Here is a 15453-nt window from a genome sequence, read left to right on the forward strand (position 1 = left end):
GGGGTAATCGATATGTATACGTGTTGGATAATTTATAATGGAAGTTTAACGCATGATAAATTTAGAGACCAAGCAATTTTAATTCAAGAAGCTGCGGAGCGACAAAATATTCAAGCAGTTATTAAAAAGAATTATGAAGTGATGATGGACTTGGATTCCACAATAGAGATTCGTCCAGACTTCGTTGTTTTTCTGGATAAAGATATTTTATTAGCAAAATACATTAAAAACGCGGGAATTCCTGTATTTAATGATCCAGATGTGATCGAAACTTGCGACAACAAAGCAAAGCAGTATTTGGAATTGGCAAATGCCGGTATTCCGATGCCGAAAACGATTATTGCTCCAAAAGTTTATCCTTCTTTTACCATTGTACTTTCGGGTTATTATGAAAAGGTTCTTGAGCAAATACAGCTTCCTATGATTATTAAAGAAGGTCATGGATCCTTTGGTATGAAAGTGTATTTAATCGAGAATGAAGACGATTTTTATTCAAAAGTACAGGAATTACAAGGTGTAGATTATGTGTTTCAGCAATTCATTTCAACGAGCAGAGGCCGTGATATTCGAGTGAATATCGTTGGTGAGAAAATCGTTGCCGCCATGTATCGTTTTTCAGAAACAGATTTCAGAGCAAATATAACAAATGGTGGTGTTGCTGAAAACATCGAACTAAATGATGCTCAAAAAGAACTCTCCCTAAGAGCCGCAAAAGCAGTAGGTGCAGAATTCGCGGGGGTCGACTTACTTTTTGGTGAAAACGAGCAACCCCTTGTTTGCGAGGTCAATGCAGCCGCCCATATACGTAATATTTACAACGTCACAGGCATAAATGTCGCCGATGCAATGATTACTTATATTCTCGGGAAAATTAAATGAAAGGCTACGTGTATTACACACGGGCCGAATCGAAACGAAATCAGTTATTTATTGATGATTTAATTAAAGAGGCTAAAACTGTTGGAATCGAATTAGAATTGCTTGTTGACGCTGAAGAACCTAGTGTACATACTGACTTCATTTTCTTCCGAGATCGAAATTCCGAGAAATCAAGATCTTTTGAAGAACTTGGGATTAAAGTATTCAACCGGTCCGAAGTAAACCGAATCGCAAATAATAAGTTGCGTACATTTGAACTGGCCACACTCCTTGGAATCCCCGCAGTACCAACGAAACGTATTCAACAATTAAGCGATATTACTAAGTACCCTGTCGTTTTAAAAACAGTTGATGGTCATGGCGGGAATGAAGTATTCCTTTGTAATACAAATGTTCAAGCAGAAACGTTTTTAGCCCAGTTTAGTGAAAGCCAACTTATTGTTCAGCCGTTTATAGAATCAGGAGCACGTGACGTACGGGTTTTTGTTGTTGGTGATGTGATTGTAGGGGCGGTGAAAAGAACGGGTAACGACTCGTTCAAATCGAACTATTTGTTGGGTGGGTCTGTTGAACAGTACGAACTTGCAAATTGGCAGATGAAGGAAGTCCAAACACTTGTAAAAGCGATTAAAAGCGATTACGTAGGCATTGACTTTCTATTGTTACCAGATGGAAGATGGCTTTTAAATGAAATAGAGGATCCGGTTGGTGCACGTTCTTTATATAAAACACATGATTTTTCAATCGCGACAATACTCATGAAATATATCAAACAAAACTTATTAAATGAATAAAAGACTCCGGAATAATTATATTCCGGAGTCTTTTTATCGTTAGAGTGTTTCAGTTACTTTAGGAGGTTGACACACATCACATTTAGTTTGATTTTTATTTTTAAATTTCGTAAATGTTTTTTCAAAATCATTACCACAGGCACATTTAAACTCGAGCTTTTGTGAGAAACCGCGATACTCTGTCGAGAGTAACTGACTATCCGAGTTTTTCTCAACAAATTCTTTTATTTTACCAATCGACCATTGTTTATTCATTCGTTTACACCTCCATATTTCAAAGCTACTAAGTGTACATTTTCGATTTCTACATAAGCTTCTTAACCGTCGCGTACTTCTCTAGATAATCTTTTTCCTTCGCAAGTTTACCTTGAACGTGTTTCACTTTGCAAGTTCTTTTGTTAGACGGGCAATTTCAGTATCAATATCATGTAAACCTTCAAATGATAACTTAGACATTTCGATACACCAATTATAGAACTTGCATCACCCTATCCAAATTGAAGGAGTGTAAACGATGCGGGTACAGCCAATTCTACTCATGTTTGTTTCAACTAGCCCGTTTTCTTTATAATCATGTTTTGATCTGAATAGCTTTAGAGTTCTGTTGTGCACAAGCGGGAGTTTAAGGTGTACTCACACTTCCACTATGCAATGCTAGTAGGTACCCAGCACACACATGAACCCATTTCTCTAATAATCCCTCTTTAGTAACTTTTACTTCACTAGTATCTTCAAATACCAGACAAAATGAATTACTACCCTACGATTGTTGATAATAAACTCCACCCGATGACAAAATCACAATGGTTTTCCAATGATTACTACATGAACACTACAACTCGACGATAATATAAATTTCCGCTCATTCATTGTAAGTAGCATCTAAATTCTCAGCAATATCCCAGCTGATTTTAGCTTGATAATCAGAGCTATCGTAATTCGAAAATTCATCTGAGTTTTTACATTTTCCGCCTTTGTAAGATTCTATGTTGTATGTGTTTACTACTTCTTTACCTCCGACAATTAACTTACCCCGGATATATATAGACCCACCTGAAGGCTTTTTATCAAAGTAGCCATTCCCGTAAATAACCAATACAGAATTATTACCTAAAGATGCCTCTTTTGACGATAACTTTCCATTTACTGCAATACATGAATTGTTGCCTATTTTTAAGGAATTCACTATTGTTAGGTCTCCACCAACATTTATTTTATTATGATTACTTAATGTTAATTTTCCACCAACGTATAGGTCCTTTTCCGCATCTATTACAGGTGTATACTTATTCCCTCCGGCCGTACTAAGTGTTAGATTTTTTTCGAATATAACTGCATCTTTGAAAGTATAGTTATCTTTATTGTCTAATGATTGATCCCCCATTACTGTAATTGGATTTGTATAAATAGTTCCAAAAGGACCTAATTTCGTTACTGTATTATCATTTTCTGACCCATCATTATCTCCACTTTCCAAGGGATGAATAATTAACCCACTTGAAATAATTGTAATTGCAGCGTTAATAAATTCCTCATAATTACCTGAATTACCAATGCTTTTAAATGAGACAATAACATCTTTTTCTATTGTCTCACACCTATCCTTTTCATTATCTGAAATATTGTTCGTACTATAAATGCCAGTGATGGGTGGCTTGGTTTCAGAAATAACAAATTCCGAATTGCTGATTTCCTTACAGAATACAGAAAACTTATTATCTAATAAATACTTCAATTCCTCTATTGATTTTCCGGCAGATATATGTTCCTTCACAATGTTCGCAATGTTGTTATTATTATCAGTAACAATTTTTTGTAACTCCGCCTTATAATGCAAAACACCCATTTCGGCAAGATGACGTGCTTGTACTTGCTCTTCTATTTTATCAAACTGTTTCGCTGCAGAAATGTTCATCGAAAGCAGACTCATTCCTAGTAGTGTGAAAACAGCTACAAGCAATAATACTACCATTAGCGCGCTACCACGTTCATTATTCCTAATTCTCATAGATATCCCTCCTATTTTAGCTTACTGAATTTTGTTTCAACTAAAAAAAAATTGCCGTCTTTTCCAATTTTCAATATGAATGGTTGTGGATCTTTACGGAGAATAGTATCTGTCACTTCTGCATACGTAAAACCTTCAGAAATCATCTTTCCATTCATTTTTAATACATTATTGATTTCATCAATTTCCAACTCGATTCGAACCTTATATTTTACATCTGTTACGTTATCTGGATGAATTAAATACTCCCTTCTTACAACTTCCGTAATATAATTTGCTTCCTGTTGCAATTGTTGATTTGTGGCAATCCGATTGGATGCTTTTGAACCATTGATAAAAACTGAAATTAGTAACGTCATGACGATACCAACTAGGGCAAGTACCGCTAACAGTTCAACAAGTGTAAGTCCCCGTTCATTTCTCATGGTATCCTCACTCCTCAAAATACATTTCGGTTGTAAAGGACGAGCCTTTAATTCCAGTTGTAGTATCAGTTTCAACCTTAATTTCAGCCTTCTTTAAACCAGCCGGACCGTCTTCTATTACAATATCCACTATATAACCTGAATAATCTTTTATTTCAAGATTGGTATCTGGATACTCGCTATTCCTTATTTTAGCCACAACATCTTCAGCTATCTGCACAGCAGTCAGTTTTTCCTTATTATGCTTGGTGAAAGTGGCGGATTGGGTAAAGAAAGAGAAAAAACCGATGAGGACAATCGATAGAAGAACGAGCGTCGCAAGAATTTCAACAAGTGTTACACCCTTTTCACCCATTTTTCTTTTCCTCATATTATTTAGCCCCAAATAAATCATCCTTTCCGAACACCCTAGACTAACGTCCTGTTTCCCATTAAATTATAAGTATCTCAATCTATTCTATGTGTCTATTTTATCACACTTTATAATTAGCAGGTCGAGTTTCACGCCAAATATTCATATGACTCTATACGCATTACTTTTGGCCAAGACAAAAACACTCCATCAAAGTTCGATGGAGTGTTGCTTTCTTCTAAAATTAAAGCTCCTTCAATTCCAACATACGCTTCTCAACCGTTGCGTATTTCTCTAGATAATCTTTTTCCTTAGCACGTTCTTCCTCAACAACTGCTTCCGGTGCATTCGAAACGAATCGTTCATTCGCGAGTTTTCCTTGAACGAGTTTCACTTCACTTTGCCACTTCTTAAGTTCTTTCGCTAAGCGAGCAATTTCTTCGTCAATATTAAGCAAACCTTCGAGTGGTAAGAATAATTCCGCCCCTGTTACAACAGCTGACATTGATTTTTCAGGTGCTGAAATATCTTTACCAATTGTTAATGTTTCGGGATTACAGAATCGTTCAATATACATGCGATTGGATTCTAGAATTTCAGCTGTGTCATCCTGTTTCACCGATATATATAGTGGAACTTTTTTACTCATTGGTGTATTTACTTCTGCCCGAATTGTACGAACCGAACGAATGATATCCATCAATAATTTCATTTCAGACGCACGCTCTTTATTCGAAAGAGTTTCATCCACTACCGGCCATGCAGCAATCGTTATAGACTCGCCTTCATGCGGTAGGTTCTGCCAGATCTCTTCTGTCATAAACGGCATGAACGGATGGAGTAAACGCATTGTGTTATCAAGCACATAGGCAAGAACTGAACGCGTCATTTTCTTCGCGTCTTCATCTTCGCCTTGTAATGGTAATTTAGACATTTCAATATACCAATCACAGAAATCGTCCCAAATGAAGTTGTATAATGCGCGTCCCACCTCACCGAATTCATATTTCTCCGCTTGTTTCGTTACTTGGTCAATGGTTTCATTCAAACGAGTTAGAATCCAAGTATCCGCTACAGACTTTTTACCCGATAAATCAATTTCGTCAAAAGTCATGCCGTCCATATTCATAAGAGCAAAACGAGAAGCATTCCAAATCTTATTGGCAAAATTCCACGCCGATTCAACTTTATCCATTGAAAACTTAATATCTTGCCCTGGAGATGCTCCTGTGGATAAGACATAACGAAGTGCATCGGCACCGTACTTGTCGATTACATCCATCGGATCGATACCGTTATCAAGTGATTTAGACATTTTTCGTCCTTCTGAATCTCTGACAAGTCCGTGTATCAATACGTCATCAAACGGACGTTGGTTTGTAAATTCGATTCCTTGGAAAATCATTCGAGACACCCAGAAGAAGATGATATCATACCCTGTAATAAGAGCATTCGTCGGATAATACCGTTTAAATTCTGCGTTTTCCGTATCCGGCCAGCCCATTGTTGAAAACGGCCATAATGCTGATGAGAACCAAGTATCCAAAACATCTTCATCTTGCTGCCAGTTTTCAGGATCTTTTGGTGCCTCGTGGCCAACGTACACTTCGCCTGTTTCTTTATGGTACCAAGCCGGAATTCGGTGGCCCCACCAAAGTTGACGTGAAATACACCAATCATGGACATTTTCCATCCATCTTAGATACGTATTTTCAAATCTACTTGGCACAAAGTTCACTTTATCTTCGCCTTTTTGTAGATCTATTGCTTGATCCGCAAGAGGTTGCATTTTAACAAACCATTGAGTCGATAAATAAGGTTCAACAACCGCTCCACTTCTCTCAGAATGACCAACAGAATGGAGATGCTCCTCAATATTGAACAAGACACCCATTTCCTGTAGATCTTTAACAATCTCCTTACGGCAATCAAAACGGTCCATATCCTTATACTTTCCAGCAAGTTCGTTCATCGTTCCGTCTTCATTCATCACAAGAACGCGTTCAAGATTATGACGATTTCCAATTTCAAAGTCATTTGGATCATGTGCAGGAGTAATTTTCACTGCTCCACTACCAAATTCCATATCCACATAATCGTCTGCGATAATTTGAATTTCCCGCCCGATAATTGGTAGTGTGACCGTTTTACCGATTAAATGCTTGTAACGATCATCCTCAGGGTGAACAGCAACTGCAGTATCCCCGAGCATTGTTTCTGGACGTGTCGTTGCAATTTCAATGCTTCCAGTTCCGTCTGTAAGTGGGTAGCGCATATGATAGAATGCACCTTGCACATCTTTGTGAATGACCTCAATATCCGAAAGTGCCGTCTTAGTTGCAGGATCCCAGTTAATAATATATTCCCCGCGGTAAATTAAATCTTTCTCATACAGTTTTACAAATACTTCTTGCACCGCTTTTGAAAGGCCCTTATCAAGAGTGAACCGTTCGCGCGTGTAATCTAGACCTAGACCAAGTTTACCCCACTGTTCGCGAATATGTGATGCATACTTTTCTTTCCAGTTCCACGTCTCTTCAACAAACTTTTCACGACCAAGATCATACTTAGACTTACCTTCTGAACGAAGTTTCGCTTCAACACGTGCTTGCGTTGCGATACCCGCATGGTCCATTCCCGGAAGCCAAAGTGCGTCATAGCCTTGCATCCGTTTCATACGCACTAAAATGTCTTGTAGTGTCGTATCCCAAGCGTGACCCAAATGAAGCACTCCTGTAACGTTTGGTGGTGGGATAACAATTGTATAAGGCTCTTTATCACTATCCGGTTGTGCTTCAAAATACTTTCCTTTTAACCACCATTCATAGCGACCTGCTTCAACGGATAACGGATCGTATTTCGTCGGCATTGATAAATCTTCATTTGACATACTAATTCCTCCTATAAATTTTATTAATGAAAACAAAAAAACTCCGTTCGTCAAAAAGGACGAAGGAGTTGCTCGCGGTACCACCTTTATTCGTGCACAAAAAAAGATTGTACACCTCATAATAATTTAACGGCTTCTAACCGGCTTCTACTACTAACTGTTTTGGATTTTCAAAACAGATCAACGTTTTCAAAGGTCCAAAACATTTCAATATTTTCAAAGTTCAAAAATATACTAATGTTTTTTAGTACCAAAACATTTTATTCACAGAAGCTGCTCGCGGGTGACATTCGATAATTTGTTTACAGGGCCTTGCACCATTGGCACCCTCTCTTTGGAAAACAAAATTGTCTACTATCCCATTCATCGCATCGATATTTAGTTTCATTAAGTATATCGGAACCGCGCTTGAATCGTCAAGTAAATAACGAAAGGATTGTGTTATGAGAAAAGGTTATAATCCATACTTACTGCCCCCATGGCTTAGAAAAACAAGATTTTACTGCAAAGGCGTCATACTTCCCGTTGCAGTTTTTCAACTTATTCGGTTATTAATCGTTCCTACTGCTGGTGATTTCCTGATCTTCTGTTTACTCGCCGGATTAGCCTTTGCTTTCCATAAAAACATCATTTGAACGAAATATTGTGGATGAAAAGCCATCTTCAAGCTCTGATAAAAACGATAATACCTCATCTTCATCATGAACCACGGAAGTTTCAAGAATTGCAACTGCAGTTTTTGGAACTTCTTCAATTTCAACTACTTTTTCCACAACTTTTTCCTCTACAACAATCTCTTTATAGGAACACTCAACATCCCAATTAATCTCACAAACCCCTTGTCCGTTAACAGTACATCTCGCATTCGACACACGAACTTCTAACGGGTCCCCCGCATCTGAAGGTAAATCAATATTGAGTGGAACAGCATATTCAAAATAGCCCATCTGTTCGTTAAGATCCACATCATCAATTAAAATAGCTTTGCTGTAATCTTCTAAACTATACTCCCCTTCATCAAAGGAAACATTCGCAGCTATATGATAAATCCCTTTCAAACGTACCGCATCCTCAGTAGCTTCCTCCAAAAACCTCGGTGTAACCTTAACTTTTTCCGCACCCCTAGGCAAACCTGCAGCTTCCGGAAAAATAAACTTCTCATTCATTTCCCATTGAACTTTTTTCATTACAATCCTCCTCCATATTCCTTCACAAACAATTCTATGCCTATTCAAACTCCACTAGAACTCAAATTTCGCGAGTTAAATCCAACGTTGAAATGGGATTAGGGAACAGCAAACCCCAGTCGGATGCAATGAATATGGAGTTGTGCAACGAATTGTCGGTAGCGTGCAACGAATGTGGCTCGGTGTGCAACGAATCCAGCTAGATGTGCAATGAAATCCGGAAGGTGTGCAACCAATGTGGAGGTGTGCAACCAATTCACCGAGGTCTGCAACGGAATCCGGAAGGTGTGCAACCAATGTGGAGTTGTGCAACCACGAAATTGGTTTGGGAAACCACAACCAATAGAAATGCTAAGAATACATTCCAAGAGAGAAGTAACACCAAGGCAGGCAGCCAAAGTACGTCGGAAGCGGACTACGAAAGTGCCGTAGTCCTATTTGTCCTGCGACAATGGCTGCACACCTGCATCCTGCAGGCGCGAAGAAGCGTCAAGCGTGAGCCGCCGCAAGGAGATCGGCAGTGCACTTCTGTCGAGGTCCTTGCGAAAGGCCATCGCAAGCGCCAAGCGGCATTGGTAACCGCACTCCCTTGAAAATCCCAGAAACAAAAAAAGACCCCCCACGAAATTCTTTATCGTGGAGGGCCTTTATACTTATTATTTAGCTAACTTGGCAAACACATTGTGAAACGCTTGTACCGTTTTCTCAATATGCTCTTCAGTATGCGCAGTCGAAAGGAACATGCCTTCAAACTGTGACGGTGGTAGGAATATACCTTCCTCAGCCATAAGCTTAAAATATTCAGCGAAAAGAACTAAATCCGAACTCTTTGCTTTCTCGAAATCCGTCACTTCCTCATTCGTAAAGAAGAAACCAATCATCGAACCTGCACGGTTAACCGTATGCGGTATCGAATATTTCTCACAAGCTTCACGAAAACCTTTTTCCAGCTGATCGCCAAGCTTCATAAAATGCTTATAAGACTCTGGCGTTAGCTTTTTCAAAGTTTCAATCCCAGCCGTCATAGCTAACGGATTACCCGATAACGTTCCAGCTTGATAAACAGTACCTGCCGGCGCAACATTTTCCATAATCTCACGCTTACCGCCATACGCACCAACCGGTAAACCACCACCAATAACTTTACCAAGACAAGTTATATCCGGAGTAATACCGTAATGAGCCTGTGCACAATTATAATCTACGCGGAATCCAGTCATGACTTCATCGAAAATTAAAAGCGTACCATTGCTCTCCGTTAACTCACGCAGTCCTTCTAGAAAACCTGGAACTGGTGGAACAACACCCATATTTCCAGCAACGGGTTCTACAATAACCGCTGCAAGATCATCACCATACTCCTTGAATGCAACTTTCACGCTTTCCAAGTCATTATAAGGTACCGTGATCGTGTTCTTTGCAACAGATGCGGGAACACCAGGGCTATCTGGAAGACCTAGCGTAGCAACCCCTGAACCCGCCTTAATAAGAAGGGAGTCTGCGTGGCCGTGGTAACATCCTTCAAACTTCAATATCTTATCTCGGCCAGTAACACCTCGCGCTAAACGAAGGGCGCTCATTGTTGCTTCAGTCCCAGAAGAAACCATTCGAATCATTTCAATTGATGGGACACGCTCGATGACTAGTTTCGAAAGTTCATTTTCCACTAGTGTAGGCGAACCAAAACTCGTTCCAGTTTCCGCAACACGTTGAATACCGGCTACAACATCTGGATCGGCATGACCTAAAATCAGTGGACCCCAAGAAAGAACATAATCGATGTACTCATTTCCATCAATGTCTTTAATTAGCGCACCTTTTCCACTCTCCATAAAGATTGGGTCCATATTTACTGATTTAAATGCACGAACCGGTGAATTGACTCCACCGGGCATTAAATTGACAGCTTCAGAAAATGCTTTTTTTGAGTTCGTATAATTCTTCTCCAATTATTTCCCCTCCAACCAACGTGCTGCGTCTTTCGCATGATACGTCATAATGATATCTGCACCGGCGCGCTTCATACTTGTAAGCGTTTCGATGACAATATCTTCTTCATTTATCCAACCATTAAGAGCAGCAGCTTTTACCATCGAATATTCACCACTCACATTATACGCAACAACAGGTAAAGTAAAATTGTTTTTTACATCGCGAATAATATCTAAATAAGATAGAGCCGGTTTAACGATTAAAAAGTCTGCGCCTTCCATAACATCAGATTCCGCTTCGCGAATTGCTTCAATTCGATTTGCTGGATCCATTTGGTACGTTTTTCGATCCCCGAATTGAGGCGACGAATTTGCAGCCTGACGGAAAGGACCATAATAAGCTGAAGAATACTTAACAGCATAAGACATTATTGGTATATCTCCAAAACCTGCTGCATCAAGACCTCGTCTTATAGCAGCTACGAACCCGTCCATCATATTCGAAGGTGCAATAATATCAGCACCTGCTTTCGCCTGACTTACAGCAGTTTTCGTTAACAGATTTAATGATTCATCATTTAATATTTCGCCATCTCTGACAATTCCACAATGACCATGATCAGTGTATTGACATAGACATGTGTCCGCAATAACAACTAGGTTTGGATGTCGTTCTTTAACAAAACGAGTTGCTTTTTGAACGATTCCTTCATCAGAATAAGCCTCGGAACCTACATCGTCTTTCGAATTCGGTAAACCAAATAAAATTATGGACGGGATTCCAAGTGAAACCACTTCATCCACTTCAATAGCAAGATTATCTAAAGATAAATGATAAATACCCGGCATTGAAGGAATTTCGTTTTTCACGCCATTTCCTTCAACAACAAATATTGGATAAATAAGATCTTCTTTTTTCAGAATTGTTTCTCTTACCATTGAGCGAATTCCACTAACATTTCTCAAACGTCGATTCCGTCGAAAATTTATCGTATCCATTGTGAACCACCCTTTTTATTTAATCAGTTCCAAAACGAGATCTTTTAGTGTATATGTAGCAGGGATTACATCGACATGTGCACCTTTTTCAATAAGTGCTTGTTCAGTCACATGACCAATTGCTCCAATCTTGTAATTATCCCAGCCTGTAAACGGAGCAATTTCTTCAGAAAACACGTTCACTGCAGATGGACTCGCAAATAAAAGTGTACTTGTTTTTTCAGTTTGCAATACATTCTTCAGTGATTCAATATTTTGGACCGCTTTCTCTGTCGTATAAACTGTCCATTCATCGACATCAAAAGGTAATTCTTCCCGAATTGTAACACCCGCTATTGAACCTCTTAAAAATAAGAGACGTCGAATATCATTTTCAGTTGGTTTGAATTCTTGAACGAATACATCTGCACTAAATACAGTAGGTATAAATTGAACAGTAAGCCCTATTTTCTCTAGTGCCGCAGCAGTTCGAGTTCCAATAGCCGCAATTTGGGCTGTAATCGTATCTGGTGAAACACCAAAACGCTTCAATTTAAGACCAAATGACTCAACAGCACTTTGGCTTGTAAATATGAGCCAGTCGTACATTGGGCATGTATTTAAGCGTAGCTCATCCGTCGGTTCTTTCAATTCCGAAACTTGAATAAGTGGTAGTGAAATTGGATTTCCACCATATTTTTTAACCAATTCAAATACATCTTCGGATTTGGGAGTTCCCGTAAAAATAATGTTCTGCCCTGTTAGAGGCTGATCATTATACATCCATTTCAGCCTTCACTTTCTCAATAACCTTCGAAGCCCCTTGACTGCGGAGAATCTTAGCTACTTCTTTTCCAGCTAAAACGGGATCCACATTGCGAACGGTTTGTTTGAAAACTTCTGTAGCGTCTGGAGAAGCAATATAACCTGTAAACTCTATGTCCGCACCATCATGTTTCGCAAAACCAGCAATAGGCACCTGACAAGATCCATCCATTTCGAATAAAAATGTCCGTTCTGCTTCTACTTCTTTCCATGTTTTTTCATCTGTTAATTTATTTAGTACAGAAAGCAACTCTGTGTCCTCGGATCGACATTCAATTGCAAGCGCACCTTGACCAACAGCAGGAATACAATCTTCTACCGACATATACTCAGTAACTACCTCTTCGCTCCAGCCCATGCGGTTCATACCAGCTGCAGCAAGTAAGATGGCATCATATTCACCATCACGTAATTTTTTCAATCGAGTATCGATGTTTCCACGAATCCATTTAATTTCAAGATCAGGACGCATTAATAGAAGTTGTGAACTTCGACGCAAACTCGATGTTCCAACAATTGCTCCTACAGGTAAATCCATAAATTTAACATGATTATTTGAGATGAATGCATCTCTTGCATCTTCACGTTTTGGAATGCACCCAATAACAAGTCCATCTGGTAATTTTGACGGCATGTCTTTCATGCTATGTACAGCAAAATCGATTTCTTTATTAAACAAAGCCTGTTGGATTTCTTTAACAAAAAGTCCTTTTCCACCGACTTTAGAGAGCATAACATCAATAATTTTATCGCCTTTTGTAACGATTTCCTTCACTTCAAATTCAAAAGGTGCTCCAGCGTCTTTTAAATCTTGAATAAATTTATTTGTTTGAGTAAGAGCAAGTTTACTTCGTCTTGAACCAACAATAATTTTTCTCATTTAAATCAACCTTTCAATTGTGGTTTTTATACCCAAAAGTGGAATCCCGACAATCTGCTGCCAAGAAAGAAATTAATAAGCACAAATAAAAATGCGTATATATTTATCCAAGCAAAATTTGCACCAGTCAGTTTACCTCTTTGCAAGAGAACTAAAACAGATCCATAAATGGCAAGAAGTAAAAACGAACCAATAATTTTCATGTCTGTAAAAAACCATTCATTCAACGCGATATGTGCCCATTGCATACCTAAAATTAAACTAATAAGTAAAAATGGGACTCCTGTCAACAAAGAGACTTTCATCCCCATAGCCGCTTGCTGAAGCGATGGAAGTCGCCCAAATTGTTTGGACCATTTCCTTTTTTTCAACACTTTATAGACTAGCAAGTAAAGTATTGCAAAAACAAATGACATCGCAAATGCCGCATAGGATAAAATAGCAAAAGTGATGTGGATAAATAATAGTTCTGAAATAAGAGCTTCGCCAACTGGGGACGATTCTATTTGTGCGGGTGCAAATGTATGAATGGTCATCAATGTAAATCCAATAGCATTTAAAAAGAAAACTGCATGACCAACTTTATAAAATAAATGGAGCAGTATGGACAGCGTAATTAAAAGCCATGCGTAAAAATAAATACCTTCAAATAAAGTTAAAATGGGAAAACGATTCTTCTCAACGATATATACGACAAGAAATACAGTCTGTAACACATAGACAATCGTTAGGATCCAGAAAGCACTTCTATGTGCAATTTTATCTTTATTTAAATAATCGATAAAGTAAAAAACAAGACTAATGGCGTATAGGACGACCATCAATTCGTGTAGTCTTGTCATCGTCATATCAGCCATTCAATCTCTACCTTCCCAGGAACAAATAACGAAAAAAGGATATTAATTTCTCTTATTTTAGTACTTATCAAAAGTTGAGTTCAGGTTGTGACAATGTATTGCGTTCCGTCCTAGCTTTTAATCGCTCTATAGCTAAGCTTTCTAATGCCACTTTTTCTTTCGCTACTTCTTCATCAATACCAAATATTTGTTGGAATAGCGCTAGTTTCTCAGATGATTTAGATTCCATTGCAAGTTCCTTTACCTGCTGTAATGGATCTTTTAAGAGTTGATTTACAATTGATTTTGTATGTTTACTTAGAACTTTTTTCTCACGTTCTGTTAAATCGGGCATTTTGTTTATTATGCTTTCCATCGTCTCACTCTGAATGCGATGTGCTTTTTGTCTAAGAGCTGAAATGACAGGCACTACCCCCAAAGTCACAAGCCACTCTTTGAAGTTTTTTATTTCTACGGTTATCATTTCACAAATTTCTTCAGCTGCTCGCTGTCTTTCCGCCAAGTTCGCATTCACGATACCTTGCATATCATCGATATCATATAAAAACACGTTAGGTAATTCAGCAATACGTGGATCTAAGTCACGCGGAACTGCAATATCAATCATGAAAATAGGTTTTCCTTTTCGAAGACGATCTACAAATTTCATTAGTTCATAGTCGATAACGATTCCAGTTGCTCCAGTTGAGCTAATAAGAATGTCCGCTTCAAGTAATGAACATTGTAATTCACCTATGGGTTTTGCAACACCATTGAACTTTGCTGCAAGTTTCTCAGCTGTTGAAAGTGTACGATTGATAACCGTTACTTTACTAGCCCCACTACCTTGCAAGTTTTTTAGAGCCAGTTCGCCCATTTCACCCGCTCCAAGTATTGCAACATGCTTATTATTCAATGTGCCGAAAACTTTCTTACCAAGTTCTACAGCTGCATATGATATGGATACTGCATTTTCCCCAATTGCTGTTTCCGTGTGTGCTCTTTTTGCAAAAGTTAAAGATTGTTTAAAGAGTTCATTGAAAACGGTTCCCGTAGTTCCGATCCCTTGTGCTTCCAGGAAACTATCTCGCACTTGACCAATAATTTGCGTTTCGCCTAGGACCATTGAGTCTATTCCAGCAGAAACTTTCATCAAATGCTCAATTGCATCATCATTTTCTTTAATGACAAGATGGGATTCAAAGGATTCAACCGGAACATTAAACCAGTCCGCTAGGAATCGTTTAACATAATAACGTCCTGTGTGTAACTGATCAACTACTGCATATACTTCGACTCGATTACATGTAGATATAATAGTATTCTCTAATATACTTTTCTGTTGTTGTAATGTTTGCATTGCCTGTGGTAGTTCATTCTCCACAAACGATAATTTCTCCCTTAGCTCAATCGGAGCTGTTCGATGATTTACACCGACTACGATTATATACATTGGGTGGTCACACCT

At 38.6% G+C, this 15453-nt stretch carries 14 protein-coding genes and 1 other annotated feature; of the genes, 2 read left to right on the forward strand and 12 right to left on the reverse strand.

Annotation, left to right across the window (positions count from 1 at the left end):
* Nucleotides 1-12: 12 nt before the first annotated feature.
* Together ACP8HH_RS10980 and ACP8HH_RS10985 are read left to right on the forward strand one after the other, a co-directional pair.
* Entirely contained in the window at nucleotides 13-879 is an 867-nt protein-coding gene (locus tag ACP8HH_RS10980; RefSeq protein WP_438311208.1) for an ATP-grasp domain-containing protein, read from the forward strand.
* A complete protein-coding gene (locus ACP8HH_RS10985; RefSeq protein WP_438311209.1) occupies nucleotides 876-1673 on the forward strand; it encodes an ATP-grasp domain-containing protein in 798 nt (265 codons plus the stop codon). The genes ACP8HH_RS10980 and ACP8HH_RS10985 overlap by 4 nt, the downstream gene beginning before the upstream one ends.
* 39 nt (nucleotides 1674-1712) lie before the next feature.
* Here ACP8HH_RS10985 and ACP8HH_RS10990 read toward each other — a convergent pair whose 3' ends face one another.
* The 12 genes from ACP8HH_RS10990 to hemA form a co-directional block, all read right to left on the reverse strand.
* Entirely contained in the window at nucleotides 1713-1928 is a 216-nt protein-coding gene (locus ACP8HH_RS10990; RefSeq protein ID WP_438311211.1) for a hypothetical protein, read from the reverse strand.
* Between the two features lie 607 nt (nucleotides 1929-2535).
* A complete protein-coding gene (locus ACP8HH_RS10995; RefSeq protein ID WP_438311212.1) occupies nucleotides 2536-3681 on the reverse strand; it encodes a hypothetical protein in 1146 nt (381 codons plus the stop codon).
* A gap of 11 nt (nucleotides 3682-3692) precedes the next feature.
* Nucleotides 3693-4106, reverse strand: coding sequence for a prepilin-type N-terminal cleavage/methylation domain-containing protein (locus tag ACP8HH_RS11000; protein ID WP_438311213.1), 414 nt, complete (start codon nucleotides 4104-4106; stop codon nucleotides 3693-3695).
* 7 nt (nucleotides 4107-4113) lie between these two features.
* On the reverse strand, nucleotides 4114-4476 hold the full coding sequence (locus ACP8HH_RS11005; RefSeq protein WP_438311216.1) for a type IV pilus modification PilV family protein: 363 nt from the start codon (nucleotides 4474-4476) through the stop codon (nucleotides 4114-4116).
* 226 nt (nucleotides 4477-4702) lie between these two features.
* Entirely contained in the window at nucleotides 4703-7348 is a 2646-nt protein-coding gene (locus ACP8HH_RS11010; protein ID WP_438311218.1) for a valine--tRNA ligase, read from the reverse strand.
* A gap of 52 nt (nucleotides 7349-7400) precedes the next feature.
* Nucleotides 7401-7724 (reverse strand) — a binding site (T-box leader).
* A 226-nt stretch (nucleotides 7725-7950) separates the two neighbouring features.
* Entirely contained in the window at nucleotides 7951-8535 is a 585-nt protein-coding gene (locus ACP8HH_RS11015; protein WP_438311220.1) for a hypothetical protein, read from the reverse strand.
* A gap of 656 nt (nucleotides 8536-9191) precedes the next feature.
* A complete protein-coding gene (hemL, locus tag ACP8HH_RS11020; protein ID WP_438311222.1) occupies nucleotides 9192-10484 on the reverse strand; it encodes a glutamate-1-semialdehyde 2,1-aminomutase in 1293 nt (430 codons plus the stop codon).
* Nucleotides 10485-11465 (reverse strand): porphobilinogen synthase, encoded by a 981-nt coding sequence (gene hemB, locus ACP8HH_RS11025; RefSeq protein WP_438311224.1) that lies wholly within the window; start codon nucleotides 11463-11465, stop codon nucleotides 10485-10487. It lies immediately after the preceding gene.
* A gap of 15 nt (nucleotides 11466-11480) precedes the next feature.
* Complete coding sequence (locus ACP8HH_RS11030) at nucleotides 11481-12227, reverse strand: uroporphyrinogen-III synthase (RefSeq protein WP_438311226.1); 747 nt, start codon at nucleotides 12225-12227, stop codon at nucleotides 11481-11483.
* Nucleotides 12220-13149: a hydroxymethylbilane synthase gene (gene hemC / locus ACP8HH_RS11035; protein WP_438311227.1), complete on the reverse strand. Its 930-nt coding sequence runs from the start codon at nucleotides 13147-13149 to the stop codon at nucleotides 12220-12222. The genes ACP8HH_RS11030 and hemC overlap by 8 nt, the downstream gene beginning before the upstream one ends.
* A 26-nt stretch (nucleotides 13150-13175) precedes the next feature.
* Nucleotides 13176-14006, reverse strand: coding sequence for a cytochrome C assembly family protein (locus tag ACP8HH_RS11040; protein ID WP_438311228.1), 831 nt, complete (start codon nucleotides 14004-14006; stop codon nucleotides 13176-13178).
* A gap of 67 nt (nucleotides 14007-14073) precedes the next feature.
* Nucleotides 14074-15438, reverse strand: a complete 1365-nt coding sequence (hemA, locus tag ACP8HH_RS11045; protein WP_438311230.1) for a glutamyl-tRNA reductase — start codon at nucleotides 15436-15438, stop codon at nucleotides 14074-14076.
* Between the last annotated feature and the right edge of the window lie 15 nt (nucleotides 15439-15453).

The organism is Sporosarcina sp. FA9 (assembly GCF_051550205.1).
GTDB lineage: Bacteria > Bacillota > Bacilli > Bacillales_A > Planococcaceae > Sporosarcina.